Below are 18,824 nucleotides of genomic sequence, written 5' to 3'. Positions count from 1 at the left end.
AACATCAATACCAAGGAGCAGCACGGCTCGGCCATGGCGATCTGGGGCGCCGGCATCATGGTCGGCCCGATCGTCGGCCCGACGCTCGGCGGCTGGCTGACGGAGACCTTCAACTGGCGCTACGTCTTCTTCGTGAACCTGCCGATCGGCATCCTGGCGCTTGCCGGCATGATCCTGTTCCTGCCCAAGGCGCCGAAGCGCGAGCGCGGCTTCGACTTCTTCGGCTTCGCCATGCTGTCCCTGTTCATCGGGGCGCTGCAGCTTTTCCTCGACCGCGGCGAGCAGGTGGACTGGTTCTCCTCGGCCGAATGCTGGATCGAGCTTGGCCTCGCGATCTGCGGTCTGTGGGCCTTCGTCCTGCATATCACCGGGCGCGAGCACGCCTTCATCGACCCGAAGATCTTCACCGACAAGAACCTCGTGATGGCGCTGGTGATGATCTTCGTCGTCGGCATGATCCTGCTGGCGGGACTCGCGCTGCTGCCGCCCATGCTGCAGAACATTCTCGGCTATCCGGTCGTCACCACCGGCCTCGTCCTCGCGCCCCGCGGCGTCGGCACGATGATCTCGATGATCGTGGTCGGGCGGATCATCGGCAAGCTCGACACGCGGCTCCTGATCCTGACGGGCCTCATCCTGACGGCGATCTCGCTCTACCAGATGAGCGGCTTCTCCACGACGATGGACGAGACGCCGATCGTCGTCTCGGGCGTCATCCAGGGTCTCGGCCTCGGCCTCGTCTTCGTGCCCCTGTCGACGCTCGCCTTCGCGACGCTGGAGCCGCGGTTCCGCCCCGACGCGGCCTCGCTGTTCAGCCTGCTGCGCAATATCGGCTCCTCGGTCGGCATCTCGATCGTCTCGGTGGAGCTTGCCCACAACATGGTGATCGCGAAGTCCGACCTCGTCTCGCACATCACGCCGTTCAACCCGAACTTCACCAATGCGGTCGGCGGCCTCCCGCTCGACCAGACGACGCTGATGAGCGTCCTCAACCAGAGCGTCTCGGCGCAGGCGGCGATGGTTGCCTATGTCGACGACTTCAAGCTGATGATGCTGATCTCGCTCTGCGCCATCCCGCTGCTCGCCTTCATGAGCCCGCCCAAGCGGCAGGCCGCCGACAGCGAGGAGGGCGGCCACGCGGCCGTGATGGAGTAGGGACTCGCCCGGAGGCGGTGCCTCCGGGGCTTTGGCAGCGTGCGCTCGCGGGTTTCCTCATGTGAAGGCCGGCTGTCCGCCTTCGCAACGTCGGAGCCGGGAGCGCTCGTCCGCCGTCCTGGCGCTCGTGCAAGGTCCGGTCAATCGACCCGGGGATCCCCGTCACAGGCGCGACAGGAGCTCGGCCTTCTTCGCCGCGAATTCCTCTTCGGTCAAAATGCCCTCGTTCTTCAGCTCCGCGAGGCGGCGCAGCAGGGCGATTGGGTCGTCGGCGCGGTGTTCGTTCCCCGTTGTCGCAGTCCCTGCGCTTTCCACGGGAACGCCCGACCGGGCAGGCTCGGCCCGCGTCATGACCGGCTCCGGCATCGCCGGCTGCGGGGCTTCGGATGCGCCGGAATCGGAGGGTCCCGGTGCTGCGTTGGTCGGTGCGGCGGGAGTCAACGTCTCCGGCGGCGATCCGGACGATGCACCGAAGTCGCGGGCGGACGTCGTCGCTTCCTCGGCCACGGCCGTCCGGACGATCGGAAATTCGTCGGCATCGACCGTGCCGATCTGGCTCGAAAATCTGAGGGTCGACGCACCGCCCTGCTGCTGCGAGACGCCGCCGATCCGGTGCGCGCCGGTGTCGTGAACGCTGACCGTGCCGCCCCGGTCGAGCGCCAGGCGGGCGGCGTCGGGAAAGACCGCGTAGCGTATCCCGTTCTGGGCGCCGCTCGACGCGGGTCGGCCGAGCTCATCCGGCCACCATTGCCCGGCGTCGCCGAAGGAGGAGCCGCCGGAAGAGGGGCTGCGCATCGAAAGGCGCCCCTGCGACAGCGCCCCGGCGATCTGCTCGGCGAGAAATCCGACGCGGCCCTTGAGGCCATTGTTGAACATGTCGCCGATCATCAGCATGCCGCCATGGGACCACTGCCCGAAGCCGCCGAGCTCCGGATGGTTGAACTGCGCCATGGTGCCGTTGCCGAAGCGTATCGCCTCCGCCATCTGGCGCACCGCGTCCTCGCTGAAGCCGGTGGCGGCGCTGATCCGGCCGATCTCGGCGGCGTCGTCGGTCGAGGATTGTCTGTCCATGCTCTTCTCCCGGGAGGCGTCCGTCCGGTCGCCGTCCTCAATCACCGACCGCGACGCCTTCACGGCGGGGATCCGCCCCGCCCTCCAATCCGTCCGGCGTAATCGCGATCGCGTGGATGCCGGAGGTCTGGTCGGAGATCTTGACCTCATAGCCCATCGCCTTCAGCGGGTCGGCCAGGGCCTCCGCCTTGGTGCCGGCCTCGATGTCGAACGTGCCGAAGCGGTTGAGGAGGTGCGGCAGCGCCGCCGCCTCCTGGACGTTCATCTTCCAGTCGACGACGGCGATCAGCGCCTCCGCGACATAGCCGATGATCGAGGAGCCGCCGGGCGAGCCGAGCGCATAGACGGGCCTTCCTTCCTTCATCACGATGGTCGGCGACATCGACGAGCGCGGCCGCTTGCCCGGAGCCACCGCATTGGCGATCGGCCGCCCCTCGTCGTCATGGGTTTCGAAGGAGAAGTCGGTCAGCTCGTTGTTCAAGAGGAAGCCGCCGACCATCAGCCTGGAGCCGAAGCCGTTCTCGATCGTCGTCGTCATCGACAGGACGTTCCCGGCCGCGTCGGCGATGACGAAATGGCTGGTCGAGGGCAGTTCGATGGCGATGTCGTCGCCCTGTTCGAGCATCGCGTGGTCCCAGGGCGGCATGCCCGGCTGGACGGCGTCCTTGGTCAGCGCCTTGTCGCCCGACAGAAGCTTGGACCGCTCCTTCAGGTAGTCGGCGTCGAGCAGGCCCGCGAGTGGCATCGGCACGTAATCGATGTCGGCCATGTAGCGGCCGCGATCGGCGAAGGCGAGGCGGGACGCGTCGCCGATGATCCGCCAGGCCTCAGTGCTGTAGGGACCGAGGGACGCGATGTCATACGGCTCGATCATGCCGAGGATCTGGCCGATGGTGAGCGCGCCGGAGGAGGGCGGGCCCATGCCGCAGACCTCGAAGCTGCGATAGGGCGCGCAGACCGGCGCCCGCTCGACGATGCGGTAGCCGGCAAGGTCTGACAGCGCGAGCCGGCCGGGATTGCCCTCGGCGCCCTGGACGGTCTCGACGATGTCCGCGGCGACCGCGCCGGTGTAGAAGCCGTCCGCGCCCTCGTCCGCGATCGTCTCCAGCGTCTTCGCATAGGCTTCGTTCTTCAGGAGGAAACCGATAGCGAGCGGCGCGCCGTTCTCGTCGAAGAAATAGTCGCGCGCGCCGGAAAAACGCTTCAGCCGGTTGCCGTCCTCGCCGATCAGCGTGTTGAGGCGCGGCGAGACCTCGAACCCCTTGCGGGCGAGGTCGATCGCCGGCTGCACCACGGTCTTCCAGGGAAGAGCGCCGAAGCGCCGATGCGTCTCGTAGATGAGCCGCACCGTGCCGGGCGTGCCGACCGAGCGGCCGCCGACGACGGCGTCATAGAAGGAGAGGGGATCGCCCGCCTCGTCGAGGAAGAGCTTCGGATCGGCCGCTGCGGGCGCCGTCTCGCGCCCGTCGAAGGTCGTGAGCTGGCCGGTCTTGGCGTCGAAATAGACGAGGAAGGCGCCGCCGCCGAGGCCGGACGACTGCGGCTCGACGAGGCCGAGGACGAGCTGCGTCGTCACCATGGCGTCGATGGCGTTGCCGCCCTTGCGCAGGATCTCCAGCCCCGCTTCGGCGGCCAGCGGATTGGCCGCGGCGACCATGCGTTTCTCGGCGCGGGCGAGGGTCTTTTCCTGCGTGCCGGCAGACTGTTCGGGCCGAACGGCGTCGGTGATCTGCTTCTGCGCGAGGGCCGGCGCGGAGCCGCACAGGCCGATGCCGAGAAGGAGGGCGGTAAACAGTCGCAGAAGCATGGTCGCATCCTCCGGGTCAGGCCGGGCCGGAGCCTATGGCAGAACGCCGCGCGGGGGAAGCCGCGGGAGCGGCGGCACGTGCGCCGACGAAAGCGGCCGCTGCCCGGGCTGGGCGACGGCCGCATGCATGGAACCCTGCGCGATGCGCAGATGCGTCAGAGGTCGCGCTCGTCCTCGACCTTCACGGTCTCATCCGGGTGGCGCTCGATCTCGCCGCCTTGCGGATCGACGCTGCCGGGGCGATCGAAGGGGTTGTCGTTGCTGGGCCGTGCCTTCGGCGCGTTCGCGCGGTAGGACATATCCTGGTCGCGGTCCTGTTCGTCGGAGCGGTTCTGCTGATTGTCGAACTTGTCCGGCGGGTTGCTCATGGCTCGCTCCTTCTCGATTGGGCCGGCGCTTCCCATCTGTGCGGGGAACGCCGCCTGTCCCCGTCAAAACCGTGGACCCTGGCGCTTCGTTCCCGACCGGGCGAGAGGTGGATGTCTGCGCCGAGCGCCCGAACAGCCGAAAGGAGAGTTTTCATGGATGCCAAGACCTATGCGGTCGAGCGGACCGACGAGGAATGGCGCGAGCTGCTGACGCCCGAGCAATACGAGGTGATGCGCGGCCACGGAACCGAGCGGCCGGGCAGCTGCGCGCTCCTGTCGGAAAAGCGCCCTGGCACCTTCTCCTGCGTCGGCTGTAACCAGCCGCTCTTCGTGGCGCGGACGAAGTTCGAAAGCGGCACCGGCTGGCCGAGCTTCGATACGCCGGTCGAGGGCGCGGTCGAGACGACCGAGGATCGCAGCTACGGCATGGTGCGCACCGAGGTCCATTGCAGCCGCTGCGGATCGCATCTCGGCCATGTCTTCCCGGACGGGCCGCCGCCGACGGGCCTGCGCTACTGCATCAACGGCGTCGCGCTGACCTTCGAGCCGGAAGCCGCCTGATCGCATCTGCCTGCCGCCTGCCTGTTTCCTGGCCGGGCGGCAGGAGCGGCCTCAATCGACGCCGAAGGATTCCACGAACGCCGGCGCCGCCTCGGCGACGGCCGCCAGCGAATAGCCGCCCTCCTGGACGATGACGGTCGGCCGGGCAAGGCTCTTCAGGATCTCGGCGATCTTCGGATAGGCGGCGGTCGAGACGTCAAGCTTCGACAGCGGGTCGTCGCGGTGGGCGTCCCAGCCGGCGGACAGCACGATCGCCTCGGCGCCGAAATCGTCCGCGGCCTCGGCGAGACGCCGGACGGCGGCGACGTACGCTCCATCGCCGGAGCCGGGCGCCAGCGGCAGATTGAGATTGCAGCCTTCGCCCGCTCCCGTGCCGCGCTCGTCGCCATAGCCGAAGAAGTGCGGATAGTAGGCCGTCGGGTCGGTGTGCACCGAGCCGAAGAAGACGTCGTCCCTGGCGTAGAAGATCGCCTGCGTGCCGTCGCCGTGATGGGTGTCGAAGTCGAGGATCGCGACGCGCGCGAAGCGCTGGCGCAGGATTTCGGCCGCGATGGCGGCATTGTTGAAGAAGCAGAAGCCGTTCGCCCGGTCCGGATAGGCGTGGTGGCCGGGCGGCCGGCAGAGCGCGAAGGCCGCACGCGCGCCACCGCGCACGGCTTCGGTCGCCGCAGCCGCCGTGGACGCCGAGGCGAGCGCGGCCTTAAAGGTCTGCGCCGTCATCGCGCAGGATAGGTCCCCGATATACCAGCCGCACTGGCCGAGAATGCCCTGCGTCTTCGGCGCGGGGCGCGCGCCGAAGACGCTCGCGCCTGAGAAGTAGGGATGGGCGTTCGGCAGAACCTCTGGTCCGGCATTGGGCAGCGCCTGGAACCGGTCGTAGGCGGTCTCGAGAAAGTCCACATAATGCCCAGGGTGGACCTTCAGGACCGCCCCACGGTCCACAGCTGGCGGAGCTTCCGCCGAAAGGCCGAGCCGGGCGAGCGAGCCGATCAGCGTCTCCGCCCGATCGGGATTTTCGAGCGGCCGGACCAGCCGGCCATGGACGCCGTATTGCGTCGGCCGATGGAGCAGCTGGTCGGCGGAAAAGAACAGGCGCATGGTGTCCCCTTATGTGTCCGGCCTCTCGGTGGGGGAACTGGTTCGGGGGGCGGGATCGGCAATCTCCGGCCCCTTGGAAATGTGCGGCCGAACGGGACATCGTCGTTCCCGCCGGCCGGTAGCGTGACACACCCGTGGTCCTTCCAGCCGACATTGACGCGGTCTCTTGCCGCGGACGGGGCGTCAGGGCAGATTGCCGGCTCATCGTCGAGGACGCCCCCATGCGCGCAAAGCCCGCTACCCGCATTCTTCTTGCCGCCGTCGCCGCGCTTCTTGCGCTGCCGGCCGCTTCCGGCCATGCCGCCGACAAGAGCCTGAAGGGCGCCGTCGAGACGGTGCGCGCCTTCTACGCCAATCCCGACGCCGACGAGCGCGATCCGAGGCGGTTCACAGGTCCGGCTCTCGATACGATCCAGCGAGCGGCCGCGGCGCCGGAGGGCGAGGAAAGCTGCCTCGACTTCTCCTTCGTCTTCGACGGCCAAGACTTCGACGAGGCCGAGGTCGCAAAGACGCTGAAGCTCGACGGCGCGATGAAGGGCGACGCCGCCGTCGTCACCGCGGACTTCAAGAATTTCGGCCAGGCCCAGGAGCTCATCTGGACGCTTCGCCAGGACAAGGGGGCCTGGAAGGTGGCCGACATCGAGAGCGTGATCGGCGAGTGGACGCTCGGCGGTCTCTGCCGGTAGCGGAATGGACCGCCGCCAGCTCGACCGTGGCAGGCTGCACCAGGCGCTGACATTGCTGGGCGAGGACCTGTCGCGGCGCGGTGCCTTCGTCGAACTCGCCGTCTATGGCGGCAGCGCCTTGATGATGCAGTTCGAATGGCGGCATTCGACCGAGGACGTGGACGCCGTGGTGCGGGGAGGGTTCGACGAGACGCTCTTGGCGCCGTCCGTGGCGCGGGTGGCCGAGACGATGGGGCTGACTGCGGACTGGTTGAACAACTCGGTCGGCATGTTCACCCCGCTCGACGAGCCCGACGAGCTTTTTCAACTGGCCGGCAGCTATCCGGAGGGGGCAGCGGCGGGGTTGCGGATCGTCGTCGCTCGGCCGCATTATCTCCTGGCCATGAAGCTGAAGGCCCTGGAATCCTTCGACCGCGGCGATCGCGATCTCGAAGACGCCCGCGCGCTCGCGGCCCATCTCGGGATGACGGACATCACCGACCTCCTGGACCTCTACGTCGCCATCCATGACGAGCCGCCGCCCGACCAGGTACGGCTTCGCCTGGCAGCTGTCCTCGGCCAAGGACGGTCCTCCCCATGAGGCCGGTCTCGCTCGCGGAGGTGGCGGAGCGCGCCCGGCAGGATGGCGAGGCGGGCGACTGGGACTTTCACCTGCGCGAATTCCTGGACAGCTTCTACGCTGCCGACGGCGAGCTCACGAAGCAGCTGGCGATGATCGCGCAGGACCCGGGCTTTCTGGACGACGACCGGGCGAACGCCTTTCTCGGCGGCGTCGGCGAGCATCTGGCAAGGCGTTGGCATCTGCCGGAGATTCCGGCCTGGGTCCGCGACGACCGGCGCTATCTGACGCGGCCGATGTTCGTGCCGGATGACAAGCCGCTGCGCGACTATCTCCTTTGTGTCAGCCCGGTCTCGTTCCGCGTGAGGCTGATCTTCACCGGGCCGGACCCGTTGCAGCGGGCGCGCTTTCCCTACCACCGCGGCACGATCACCATGCCGCTGACCTTTCCGGTGAAGCCGGTGGGTGCCGGTTGATCGCCGTCAGCGCAGCATGGCGGCGATCTCGGCTGCATCAGTCGCCCGGTAGAGATAGAGGCTTTCTTCGCCGCTGAAACGGCCGGGGAATTCGCGCACGACCTTGCCCGCTGAAAGCCGCGTCGTCGACAGGCGCAGCCGCTCACCGGCCGCACGGCCGAGACCGTAGGCGGCGTCGGCCGGGTAGCGCATGTCGTAGACCCGCAGCTGCGGCAGCCCGGTCCTCAGGAGCGCCACGCCTTCATTGGTCGCAAGGGCGCTGCCCGGCGGCATCGCCCGCAGCGTGGCCGCGGCGCGCGCGAGCGGGGGGCCGGCGAAGGCATTGCCGCCCAGGTTCGAAGCCGAGACCAGGATCTCCAGAGCGAGAAGGACCGCCGCGATTGCGGTGCCCACGCGTCGGCGTTCGGCCACCAGCAGTCCGGCAAGGATGGCTGAAAGAAATGGCAGCGGTGCGAGATGGCGCAGATGGTCGGGGTTCTGCATCAGGAGAACCCAGACGAGATGACCGAGGAACGCTCCGACGGTCGCTGCGATTGCGGGACGTCTCGGCCCCGACCGCGTGAGGGCGAGCGCCGGCGGGACGAGCGTCGCGAAAGCGAGGGGCAGGCCGAGGGGAATGGCCGCGACCGCCGACCACCAGCCGCCGCGCGGGCCGCCGGCAGGGGCGGCAGCCAGGACCGTGTTGCCCCAGATCAGCGTGTGGCCGAGCGTGAAGCGCAGGCCCTCGGTGATGAGCAGCGTGCCCTCGCGCGACAGGAGGAACAGGAGCGCGGGGATGCCGACGACGAGTGCGCCGGCGATCGCCGGCACGAGGTCGCGCGGGCGGGTGAAGGCGAGGCCGGTCAGGGCTCCGGCGAACAGCGCCGCATAGGAGGGACGGCAGCAGGCGGCGATGCCGAGCGCGATGCCGGCCAGGAAGACGGTGCCGGCTCGGCCGCGCGAGGCTGCGAGGAGGGCGAGGAAGAGGAGAAGGAAGGCGAGGCCCGTCCCGTCGGAGAGGAGGCTCAGCGCCAGCGTCGGCAGGAGCGGCTGGGCGAGCGCGAGGACGAAGCCGGCGAGCGCCGCGGCGGCGCGTCCGGTCAGCGCGAAACTGGTCCAGGCGACCAGCGGCGGCAGGGCGAGAGCCGACAGGACGGAGAGGTCGAAGAGCGCAGCGACGGGATCGCCCCCCGCGACCGGCACGAGCAGCCGGCCGAGCGCGATGAAGCCGGGATAGCCGGGAAATTGCGGCGAGAAGTCGAGGATCGAGAAGCGGACGAGCCCGCGTGAGAAATACAGCGCGTCGTCGGAGGAAAGCGCCGCCGGATGGGCGAAGAGGAAGACGGCGCATGCGGCCAACAGCAGCGCCGCAAGGACCCAGCCGGCGGCGAGCGCGGGGTACCCGGCCAGAGCTGCGGAAAGGCGGCGTGCGGGGCCGCGCGGGCAAGAGGCGGCGGGGGGGCACGCCGCCGGTGAGGTCGGGAGCAGCGGATCAGCCCGTGCGGCCGATACCATCCAGCGCCGCGACGACATTGGCATGGGCGGCGGCGAAGGCGGCGGGATCGGGATCGGACGCGCCGACGCCGAACACGCCGGGATTGCCGATCGCATCCAGCGCCTGTTTCAGCCCGTCCTCGATCGTCTTGCGCTTGTCTTCCGGAAGGTCCGGCGCCATCGCCTGGTAGAAGCGCTGCGCCTTGACGACGAGGACCTTGGAGGTCTGGTAGTCCTTCAGATTGTCCTTAGCGCCCGCCAGTCGGCGCTCGATCTCGTCAGCATAAGCGCGCATCAGCGCCTGGTGGAGCGCGCCGGCATCCTTCTCCGCCAGGGCGTCTGCGAAGACCTTGGCGATGCCTGGATCGTCGTTTTCGTCGAGATAGGTGAGATCCGCCTTCATCCCATCAAGGGCGGCTTGCGCGGCGTCCCAGTCACCCTTGGCGGCGGCGCTCATCAGCGCCTCGCGCCCGTCGAGCAGCGGCTCGGCGCCGGCCGCGGCATAGGAATAGGCCTCGGCCCGGCCGGCCCAGCCAGCAACGACCAGGATCAGCGCGGCCAATATGGTGGTGAAGCGCATCGTCTCTCCCTCTCCCTTTCCTCGGGCGCTGCCGCCCCGCCGGGCCGTTCGCCCGGCCGACTGCTCAGGCAATGCTCTCGGTCTCGATCACGGTCCGCTCGTTGCGGTGCTCGTAAATAGCTTCGCGCACGTCGCTGCGCGAGAGGATCCCGCGCGCGGCCATCTGTCCCGTTTCCATCGCGGCATCCGTGAAGACGTAGCGGAACGTCCCCTGGCGGCCGCACTGGATCAGGTTCTCGAACTGTCTCAGATGATCGAAGGCGCGCCGGCGCTCGGCCCGGTAGGCGAGATCCATCACCGGATAGGCGTATGGGGTGCGGGCGCTGAAATACTCGCCCGTCGCCTTCGAGGCGTCGATGCCGAGCCGCCGCAAGTCGCCGCAGGCGCGCTCGAAGAGGACGTCGTCCGCGACGGTCCAGAGTGCGTCCCCCGGATCGCAGGGGATCTCCAGCATCAGCGAGGTCATGCCGGGCGGAGACATCTGCGGCGAGCGCCGCCGCGGCTCCTGCAGCCGCGTCGCCAGCATGTCCGGGTCTGAAAGGTACTGCCAGGTGAAGGGCGACACGTCCGGCGTCGCCATCACCATGTTGAAGAAGCGCAGACCACGGAACTTCAGCGACGACGCGCCGCCGGTCATCGCGACCATGTCGGGCAACGGCACCGAGGAGATCACGGCGTCGCAGGTGAGCGGCCCCTTGTCGGTCAGGACCGCGCGGACGCGGCCGCCACCCGTAGCGAGTCCGTTGACGGTGACGCCCGTGCGCACGACCGCCCCCTGACGGATCACCCTTTCGGCAAGCCGCTGGAAGATCATGCCGAAGCCGTGGCGCGGATAGCGGTAGCCGCGGGCATAGGTGCGCGGACCCTGGCCGGCGCCGGGCAGGAGCCGGCGGGCGACCTCCTTCAGGTCGACGAGGCTGATGCGCTGCTCAGCCCAGTCGGCGGACAGTTGCCTGGGGTCGATGCCCCAGAGCTTGGCGGTATAGCCCTCGAAGAAGGTCCGGTAGAGCGTCCGGCCGAAACGGCTTTCGATCCAGGCGGCGAAGCTGTCGTCCGAGGGCGCCCGGCGGCCGAGCGCGAGCCGGGCGAGATCGAGGCTCGCCCCGGCGATGAGGCCCGGCGGCGCGGTCTTCAGGAGGTTCTTCAGCGACAGCGGATAGTCGTAGGTCCGGCCGCCGAACCGGATGACGCTGTGACGCGTCGCCGTCAGGAGATCGTCGCCGACGAGTTCCTCGACCAGCCGCAACAGGTCGGCATTGTGGGTAATGAACCGGTGGCCGCCGAAGTCGAAGCGATAGGTGCCGTGGAGGCCCTCGAAGCTGGTCGTGCCGCCGAGGCCGCCGAGATCCTTGCCGCGTTCGAGGATGGTCACCGCGATGCCGGCCTCGGTCAGCTCATGCGCCGCCGTCAGGCCGGCCGGGCCGGCGCCGATGACGACGACATGGCGGGGAACGTCACCGATCATCATGCTCGAACGATGGGCCGTGCGGGAGTGGACGTGTAGCTCCGGCTCCACAGCACGATGGCGTTGACCAGGAAGGCGATCCACACAGCGAACTGCAAGAGCGTCGGCGAGGCATTATAGCCGAACAGGCCGCGCAGGAAGGCGCCGATCCCGTCCTGGTCGGGCAGGATGCCCGAGAGGTCGAAGAGCGGCGTAATCGAGCCCGGCAGGATGTCGACGCCCTGCAGCGTGTTCACCGCCGAGCCGAGCAGTCCGGCCGCGACGACGATCAGGAGCAGGCTCGTCCAGCGGAACAGCGTGCCGAGCGGCACCTTGCGCGTGCCGCTGATCAGCACCCAGACGAGGACGATCGCCGCGAGAACTCCGACGAGGAAGCCCGGCAGCGAGATCGTTTCGCCGGTGTAGGCGAGCGCGGAGAAGAAGAGCACCGTCTCCAGCCCTTCGCGCCAGACGGAGATGAAGGCGAGGATGGCGACGCCGAAGACATTGCCGGCAGTCACATAGCTCTCCAACTGCTGCGTGGCGTGGGCGGTTTGGGCTTTGGCCTGCTTCTGCATCCAGATCGCCATGTAGGTGAGGGCGATGGTCGCGGCGATCATGATGCCGGCGGACAGATAGGCGCGGTAGACATCGTTGGAGAACTGGTCGACGACGACCTGCAGGACGAAGGCGCCGAGCAACGAGGCGAGGACGCCGGCGGCAACGCCGACATAGATCCATTTGACGTAGCGGCCGGCGTCCATGCGCTTCAGATAGGCGATGAGGATGCCGACGAGGAGAAACGCCTCAAGGCTCTCGCGGAAGGCGATGAGGAAGGTGACCAGCATGTCAGTCCTGACCTAGTACCAGATGCAGATGGTTCATCTCGACCGGCTCGGGGGCCGGCATTTCGGGGTGCTGCTGCCGCACGAGGTCGGTCACGCTCTGCGCGAAGGTGCGGAACATCAGCTTGGCATCGACGGTCACCGGATAGGCGGTGCCGGGCGGCAGCGCGAAGGTCTCGTCGCGGTGGCGCATGGGCGGGATGCGCGTGTCCTTCAGCATTTTGCCGAAATGCCAGAAGAGAAGCCCGACAGGTTCGCCGTCCTCTCCGCCGAGCACCTTGTGGAACATGCGCACGTCCTCCGGCAAGTGGCCGCCGGGACCCGGCCGGCCGGAGGTCAGCACCGTCTTGCCATCGGCGTCGGTGACGGTCACCTGAAGCCACATCTGCCTGAGGTCCGACACCCCACCCGGCAGATTGTGGCCGGCCCCGCTATTGGTGACGCGCAGGACTATCTGGCCCTTCTCGTCCAGCCGTGCGTCGAGCGTTGCGGCCCGGCGCAGGAGCGCGACGGACATATCCCTCAGCTTGGGATCGCGCAGGCCGACGAGATGGTACTGCGCGCCGGTGAACTGGTGGCTGCGGACGTTCGGCTTCACCGGACCGCCGTCGGTCGACTGGCCGGGCACGGCCTCGCCGATCCTGTCGATGTCGGAATGCATGTGGCAGTCGAGGCAGGTACGGTTCCGCAGGGGATCGTCCGGGGCGTTGTAGGGCGATGCCGCCCACTCCGAATAGGTCCCGGCGATGAAGGCGCCGGTGCCGGGCGAGAACTCTTCGTGGCAGGAGGCGCAGAGCTCGGGGCTGGAGATTTCCGGGCTGGAATAGGACTGCGCATGCGTCTCCGGCTTTGCGCGGATCGCGCGGTGGGCGGCCCAGCGCAGGGCCGACCAGTCGGAATCCTCGCCAGGAAATCGCTCGCGATCCTTCAGCGAGACCGAGAAGCTGGCATTGCCGCCGGCCGTCGGCCCTGCGTCCTCGAGCTTGTCCACCCGGTGGCAGAGGATGCAGCCGGCGCCCTCGTCGGTGGTGTGGACATAGTCGGCGAGTTCTGCGACCAGCGCCGCGCCGTCCCGGTCGAAGAGATGGGAGGTGCCCGCTGTCTTCAGCGCACCGGTCAGCACCGCCTGCGGCGAGTGGCAGCCCATGCACCACTTGCGGAACGGCTCGCCCTCGACCTTCGCGGCCATGTCCTCCATGACCATGTAGTAGGGGTTCGACTGGCCCATCAGATGGTGCATCGAGTTCGCCCAGTCCTTGAAGACCTGCGCGTGGCATGTCCCGCAGACGGCCGAGTTCTGCCATTCCGTCGGATCCACAGAACCGGTGCCGTCCTCGCCGCGAAGCCAGGTGGACAGGAGCGGCAGATTGCCGGGCGACGTCACATAGGCGTGGAGGTCGGTCATCATCGCCTTGACCGTCTCGTCCGGCTGCGCCGGATCGGTCTTCGGCGTATCGAAGTGCGTATCGGCGCCCATGCCGCCTTGGGTGTTCTGGGCCATGCGGATGTAGTCGCCGACGAAGTCGCCGGCGACGAAATTCTTGATCGAGCCGTGGCCGGTGAAGGCGGAATGGAATTTGTCGACCGGCGTGTCGCGGAAGAGGAAGCGGTTGGAATAGTTGAAGCCGTCGACATGGCAGCTCGAACAGCTCATCCAGTTGTCGCCGGCCATCGGCGCGTCCGGAAAGGCGGATGTGTTGGCGAGGTGGAAGAGCCTCGCGCCGCGCCGAAGCTCCGGCGGGAGCGGGTCCTTCTCGACCAGCCTGGCGAAGCTGTCGGAGACGCCCTTCACCTTGGCGAAGGAGCCGGTTCCGCCGGTCGAGAGCTTCGAGAGATCGAGGCTCTGGGCGTTCTGGACGAAGATGTCGTCGCCGTCGACGACGAGGCCGCGCGGGTTCTGGCCGGGCAGATGGCGATAGATCTGGACCGCCTTGGCGCCCTCCGTGGTCTTCGCCTTCTTCGATCGTGAGGTGATCGGCAGGGCGCGCGAGGGGTCGAAGACGACGAGGTCTTCGCTGCCGGCCATGGTGACATAGACCTTGGAGCCGTCCTTCGCCCATGCCGCCTGATAGGGGTTGGAAACGATCCGGGTGCGGTTGCCGTCCTCGACGATGTTGATCTGCTTGAACAGCTGCTTGCGCCGCGAGACGGCCTCTTCCTCGCCGCCAGGTTTCAGCGAAATGACCGAGATCGCCGGGAAGACCGTCGACTGGAACTGGAACGGGTGGTCGAAATTCCACAGTTCGTGCGGCAGCCAGGCCTGTTTCTCGTCCGGGGAGACCGCGATCGTGTCGAGGACGCGGGGCAGGCCTTGCGAAACGCTCTCGTTCGGATCCTGCGTTTCGGCGAGGGTAATGGTCTTCTCCAGCCTCAGTGGCAGGCTCGTCGTATCGTAGATCGATACGGTGCCGAGGAAGGCGTGGGTGACGAGCAGCCGTCCGTCCGAGAGGAGGGCGAGGCCGCGCGGCGTCTCGGCGACCTTCATGTCGACCCTGATCGTGCCGTCCTCGGCGACGCCGTAGAGCTTGCCCGCTTCGGTCGCGGTGACCCAGAAGAGATCGTTGCGCCTGTCGAAGACGACGCCGTGCGGCCGTCCGCCTAGGCTCACCTTGTGCTCGAGCGTGAACGAAGCGGGATCGATGAGATCGAGCGCGCCGCCGGTCTCGTCGGTCGCAGCGACGAGGCTCTCGTCGGCATTCAAGGCGAGGTTGCGGATGTCGCCGCCGACGATTGCCTCGCCGAGGCGCTCGCCGCTCTGGCGGTCGACCTTCGAGACGGATCCCGCGTCGAAATTGGCGCTCCACAGGCCGGAGGCGTCGTTCGACAGGACGAGCGAGCCGCTCTCGACGGCTGCCGGATGCGGCGCGTCGGCGGCCGGCGACGGATTGGCGCCGAAGGCGAGGAGGAAGACGCCGAGCCCCAGGAGCCGGCGCAGGACGCCGTAGCGCCAGGCATGGACCGCGACGAGAAGGGCGAGCGGCAGGGAGAGGCCGAGATGGCTCCAATGCGCGACCGCGCCGGACAGCGTGCCGTTGTTGCCGATCGCCAGCAGCCATGTCCCGCCGGCGACAAGGCCGACGAGCATCACCTCGATGACGCGGCCGCTCCAGACCTGGAAGGCCCGGCGGCTGCCGGTCAGCATGCCGCGGTGCGACAGCCAGAAGGGCACCAGCAGCGTCGGCACCAGGAGGACGGCACAGGCGATGTGGACATAGATCGCCCAGCGCATCACCGAGAAGGGCAGGCCGAACGGGTCGAACAGCAGAGCGCCGGTGACGAGAAGGAGGTAGAGGACGTATTCCGCCGGCCGTGCCAGCCTGCGCGACAGGCGGGACGGGCGCGGGCGATGGCAGAAAGGCTCGGGCGCGACCGGCTGCGGCTCCGCTGCCGGCTGACGGGCAGGCACGACGACGCGATGCGGCGGACGCGCCGAAGCGGGAGCCCTTTCAGGCCCCCGCTTTATCGCAATGTCCGCCGCGCTCACCTCGTGCCGCGTGGAAAACCCGTTATCCACTCTCTGCCTGCTCGTCATTGTCGGGACGGCGGGGTCAAACCCGGCCGTCCCCGTTCTTACTTCGTCGGATCGATCTCGATCCGGGCCGCCATGACCGGCGCGGTGCCGAATTCGCCGCCGGCCATGTCGGGCCGATTGATGCCGTTGCCGTTCGCGTCGCCGTCCTCCTGGCCATCGACGACATGCTCGCCGCTGTCGCCCAGCCATTCGGCGAGCTGCAGGCCGCGGCCGGCGACATGGAACCAGCGGGTGTAGCGCTGGGTCAGATTGGCGAGGGTGAGATGCGGATCGTCCTCGCCTTCCTTGTTGTGCAGCGTCTGAAGCAGTGCGCGCAGCCCGCCCTCGACCGCACCCGCGGTCCACGCATCGACCTCGAACGCCTTGCCGGGGTTCGGATTGAAGATGCCGGCCGCCTCGTCGAACATCTTCGTTTCGACGGCGTCGTAGATCTTGCGGGCGGCGGTGCGGTAGGTCTCGTCGCCGGTCGCGACGAAGGCGGCCGAGAGCCCGCGGATCGCGGCGAACTGCGTTCCGAGCGAGTGCTTGTCCGAAGCGCCGGTCTTGGCGGCGAAGCTGTCGGCGACGAGGCCGTCCTCGCCGATCAGCCTGTTCACGATGAAGTCCGCCTCGGCCTTGATAAGCGCCGTCGCGCGCTTGCCCTCGGGCGTGCCGAGCGGATCGCCGCTGGAGGCAGAGGCATAGCCGACGGGTAGGGCGTCGACGGCGCGCTCGTAGATGTCGAGAGCGACGATGGCATAGGCGGCGTCGAAGGTGGTGACCTCGTCGCCCATCTGTCCGTCCGACCAGGAGTCCACGAAGGTCTTGAGGTCGGTATTGTAGTGCAGGGCGTCCAGATTCTTGAAGGTCATGTTCGACAGGGTCTCGGTGAGCGAGAACGGATCGTCCGCCGACTCATAGGCCGACCTGTCCGTGCCGCGATTGGCTTGCGGCGCAGCCGGGAACGGATCGCCGTCGAAGACTGCCAGGAACGCCTTGTTCTGGTTCTTGTTCGCCGAGCGCTGGTCGGAAAAGCCGTACATCTCGCCGAGCGGCCACAGCATCATCCAGGCATCGCGCAGCGAGGAGCCGCCGTCGACCACCTTGAGATCGCCGACCGCGTTGACGCCGTTCTTCTCGGCCACATCGACGGAAACGCGCTCCGGGAACCACACCGGATTGGTCTTGGGATCGTATTGCGGGCCGATCTTGGCGCCGAGCGTCTTGCCGTCGTATCCGAATCGGTCGCGCAGCATCCTGAGCTTGTCCCAGGTGATTTCGGTAAGGAGCATGCCATTCATGCCGTCCGCCGAGGAGACGCCCAGCGCATGGGTGCCGTCCTGGTCGAGCTTGGCGTCCTCGACGTCACTCACCTCCTCGTCGGAGGACTTCACATGCATGCCGCCGAGGAAGTCCTGCGACCACATCACGTCCTTCAGCATCTCGCCGCCCGCGGCGGTCGGCGTGAAGACGCGGTCCATGGCATCTGATTTCCAGGCAAGGGTCTTGAAGTCGCGGTAATAGGCCGGAACCACCGTCTTCAGGCTCTTTTCTTCGCCCGAATGGGTCGTTGCATCGACCGCGTCGCTGCCGACCTGTGTCATGTCCACGGACTGGCCGTATTCGGGCATGCCCTTCGCGAAGGGGAAGGTGAGGGGGTAGAGGTTCTGCTGCAACTCGTCCGGCGAAAAGCCGACCGCGCCGGCGAGGGTGATCACCCGCTTGCCGAGATCGGCCAGCGTGCCGCCGCGGGCCGCATTGACCGGCCCGTTGGCGAGATGAGGCCCGAGCTGCGAGGCGTAGTTCACCGCATACATCGCCTCTTCGGAATATTCATAGGTGTCGATGCCGGCGGCAAAGTCGAACGGCGTGGGCTGATTGGCCTGATCGGGATCGAGAATGTCTAGGTCGAGGCCGAGGGATTCGGCCAAGGGTTCGCCGGACAGCTCGTACTCGGTATAGGCGAACATGCCCGCCCCAACGTCGAAGCTCTTGTCGGTCACAGTCACTTTGACCGGCGCGACCTGTTCCTGCGCGAGCGCGGGCGGTACGGCAACGGTGCAGCAAAGCAACGAAAAGGCAAGCGTTCGTCTCATTCCCCTAAGGTCCCTTCCGGATGAGCGATTTCGGGCGGATCCGCGATCGGACGATCAGTTTCCGCAGCGGGCGAGGGGTGTCGTAGCACCGGCCGTTTTGTCGTCGCAAGAGAAAACTTGATTTTTGTATTCAGTTTTAAAAGCTTCTAAACTGGCCGTTTTGAAGGCTTCTAAAGAGTGCCTGCGACGTTCTGCCAGTCTGCCTGATTCTCGGCTGGCTCGGCGGACGAATACTTCGAGCCGCGGAAGTCCCCGAAACAGATTGACGGGCTCCAAACTTCGGCCATGCTCTTGGGCTCGAAGTGCAAGGACCAACGTGGAGGGCCCCGGTCTGTCTACCCGCATCCCCACCTTCCTGCCGGTGTCGCTGACGATCGCCGCCTGGGTCGCCGGCCTGAGCCTCGGCGCCGTTCGCCCGGCTGCAGCGCATCCGCACGTCTTTGCTCAGTCCCACGTCGAGATCGTCGGCGCAGCCGGCGGAGCCCTCGGCGCGATCCGCAATGTCTGGCGGATGGACGAGCTCTTCAGCTCGCAGGTGCTGGTCGAGTTCGACAAGAACGCCAATGGCCGGCTCGACGACGACGAACTCGAGGACGTCGGCAAGACGATCCGGGATTCGATCGCCGAATATTCCTTCTACACCTCGGTGACGACGAACGGGCGCCAGGTGAAGCTGGCGCCGCCCGACGCCATTCACGCGCTCGATCAGGACGGTCAGCTCCTGCTCTTCTTCGAGATGCGGGCGGAAGAGCCGCTGGACCTCGCGAAGCACCCGCTGACCGTGTCGAATTTCGACGAGTCCTTCTACACCGCCTTCGATTTCAACGCGGACAGCTTCCAGCTGGTCGACATGCCCCCGGCATGCCGCACGAATTTCGTCCGGCCCGACGAGGACGCGGCAGCCAAGAAGTGGATCGAGGCGATGGCGGCGCTCGGGCCCGACGATGCAGCGCCGGCCGATGGTGTCAATTATTCGCAGATCCTTGCCGCGCGCATGGAGATCCGCTGCGGGTAACGGGCGGGCGCAACCTGACGCGAGCGGCCGCGGTCTGGCTCCGCTCAAAGTTCGGCCATTCTTATGGCCGATGGCGCTG

The 18,824-nt window shown here is 67.6% G+C and carries 16 protein-coding genes; 6 read left to right on the top strand and 10 right to left on the bottom strand.

What is annotated here, in order from left to right; genetic code table 11:
• The coding region (locus LH400_RS12255) for a DHA2 family efflux MFS transporter permease subunit (protein ID WP_229152997.1) at positions 1 to 1,155 on the top strand (1,155 nt) is incomplete at its 5' end.
• Positions 1,156 to 1,317: 162 nt separating this feature from the next.
• Here LH400_RS12255 and LH400_RS12250 read toward each other — a convergent pair.
• The 3 genes from LH400_RS12250 to LH400_RS12240 form a co-directional block, all read right to left on the bottom strand.
• Entirely contained in the window at positions 1,318 to 2,226 is a 909-nt protein-coding gene (locus LH400_RS12250) for an SHOCT domain-containing protein (protein ID WP_229152995.1), read from the bottom strand.
• A 37-nt stretch (positions 2,227 to 2,263) separates the two neighbouring features.
• On the bottom strand, positions 2,264 to 4,033 hold the full coding sequence (ggt, locus tag LH400_RS12245) for a gamma-glutamyltransferase (RefSeq protein WP_229152994.1): 1,770 nt from the start codon (positions 4,031 to 4,033) through the stop codon (positions 2,264 to 2,266).
• Positions 4,034 to 4,188: 155 nt separating this feature from the next.
• Positions 4,189 to 4,401 (bottom strand): hypothetical protein, encoded by a 213-nt coding sequence (locus tag LH400_RS12240; protein ID WP_229152993.1) that lies wholly within the window; start codon positions 4,399 to 4,401, stop codon positions 4,189 to 4,191.
• A 153-nt stretch (positions 4,402 to 4,554) separates the two neighbouring features.
• On the opposite strand from LH400_RS12240, the gene msrB reads away from it, so the two are divergent.
• Positions 4,555 to 4,962: a peptide-methionine (R)-S-oxide reductase MsrB gene (gene msrB, locus LH400_RS12235; RefSeq protein ID WP_229152992.1), complete on the top strand. Its 408-nt coding sequence runs from the start codon at positions 4,555 to 4,557 to the stop codon at positions 4,960 to 4,962.
• Between the two features lie 51 nt (positions 4,963 to 5,013).
• On the opposite strand, the gene LH400_RS12230 is transcribed toward msrB, so the two are convergent.
• A complete protein-coding gene (locus tag LH400_RS12230) occupies positions 5,014 to 6,060 on the bottom strand; it encodes a histone deacetylase family protein (RefSeq protein ID WP_229152991.1) in 1,047 nt (348 codons plus the stop codon).
• A 221-nt stretch (positions 6,061 to 6,281) separates the two neighbouring features.
• Here LH400_RS12230 and LH400_RS12225 point away from each other — a divergent pair, with 221 nt between their 5' ends.
• From LH400_RS12225 to LH400_RS12215, 3 genes are read left to right on the top strand one after another with little or no spacing between them, the layout of a single operon-like run.
• On the top strand, positions 6,282 to 6,746 hold the full coding sequence (locus tag LH400_RS12225; protein WP_229152989.1) for a YbjP/YqhG family protein: 465 nt from the start codon (positions 6,282 to 6,284) through the stop codon (positions 6,744 to 6,746).
• 4 nt (positions 6,747 to 6,750) lie between these two features.
• Entirely contained in the window at positions 6,751 to 7,326 is a 576-nt protein-coding gene (locus LH400_RS12220; RefSeq protein ID WP_229152987.1) for a hypothetical protein, read from the top strand.
• Positions 7,323 to 7,781 carry a hypothetical protein gene (locus LH400_RS12215; RefSeq protein ID WP_229152986.1) on the top strand — a complete coding sequence of 153 codons (459 nt, stop codon included), beginning with the start codon at positions 7,323 to 7,325 and terminating at the stop codon, positions 7,779 to 7,781. The genes LH400_RS12220 and LH400_RS12215 overlap by 4 nt, the downstream gene beginning before the upstream one ends.
• A 6-nt stretch (positions 7,782 to 7,787) precedes the next feature.
• Here the strand turns inward: LH400_RS12215 and LH400_RS12210 are convergent, their stop codons facing one another.
• The 6 genes from LH400_RS12210 to LH400_RS12185 all read right to left on the bottom strand — a co-directional run bounded on the left by LH400_RS12210 (position 7,788) and on the right by LH400_RS12185 (position 17,730).
• Positions 7,788 to 9,119 carry a hypothetical protein gene (locus tag LH400_RS12210; RefSeq protein ID WP_229152984.1) on the bottom strand — a complete coding sequence of 444 codons (1,332 nt, stop codon included), beginning with the start codon at positions 9,117 to 9,119 and terminating at the stop codon, positions 7,788 to 7,790.
• Positions 9,120 to 9,252: 133 nt separating this feature from the next.
• On the bottom strand, positions 9,253 to 9,834 hold the full coding sequence (locus LH400_RS12205; RefSeq protein ID WP_229152983.1) for a hypothetical protein: 582 nt from the start codon (positions 9,832 to 9,834) through the stop codon (positions 9,253 to 9,255).
• 64 nt (positions 9,835 to 9,898) lie between these two features.
• On the bottom strand, positions 9,899 to 11,302 hold the full coding sequence (locus LH400_RS12200; RefSeq protein WP_229152982.1) for an FAD-dependent oxidoreductase: 1,404 nt from the start codon (positions 11,300 to 11,302) through the stop codon (positions 9,899 to 9,901).
• The gene (locus LH400_RS12195) at positions 11,299 to 12,126 is read right to left on the bottom strand and encodes an FTR1 family iron permease (RefSeq protein WP_229152981.1); all 828 of its coding nucleotides are present in this window, start codon (positions 12,124 to 12,126) and stop codon (positions 11,299 to 11,301) included. Before LH400_RS12195 ends, LH400_RS12200 begins: the two co-directional genes overlap by 4 nt.
• 1 nt (position 12,127) lies before the next feature.
• A complete protein-coding gene (locus LH400_RS12190; RefSeq protein WP_229152980.1) occupies positions 12,128 to 15,529 on the bottom strand; it encodes a hypothetical protein in 3,402 nt (1,133 codons plus the stop codon).
• 164 nt (positions 15,530 to 15,693) lie between these two features.
• Positions 15,694 to 17,730 (bottom strand): hypothetical protein, encoded by a 2,037-nt coding sequence (locus tag LH400_RS12185; protein WP_229152979.1) that lies wholly within the window; start codon positions 17,728 to 17,730, stop codon positions 15,694 to 15,696.
• 316 nt (positions 17,731 to 18,046) lie between these two features.
• Between LH400_RS12185 and LH400_RS12180 the strand changes: the two genes are divergently transcribed.
• Entirely contained in the window at positions 18,047 to 18,745 is a 699-nt protein-coding gene (locus LH400_RS12180) for a DUF1007 family protein (protein ID WP_229152977.1), read from the top strand.
• Positions 18,746 to 18,824 lie beyond the last annotated feature (79 nt).

Origin of the sequence: Jiella soli (assembly GCF_020615385.1) — a bacterium.
In the GTDB taxonomy this organism is placed as follows: domain Bacteria; phylum Pseudomonadota; class Alphaproteobacteria; order Rhizobiales; family Rhizobiaceae; genus VKMB-3413.
The sequence above is the reverse complement of the archived record's forward strand: the minus strand, read 5'-3'. Positions and strand labels throughout refer to the sequence as shown.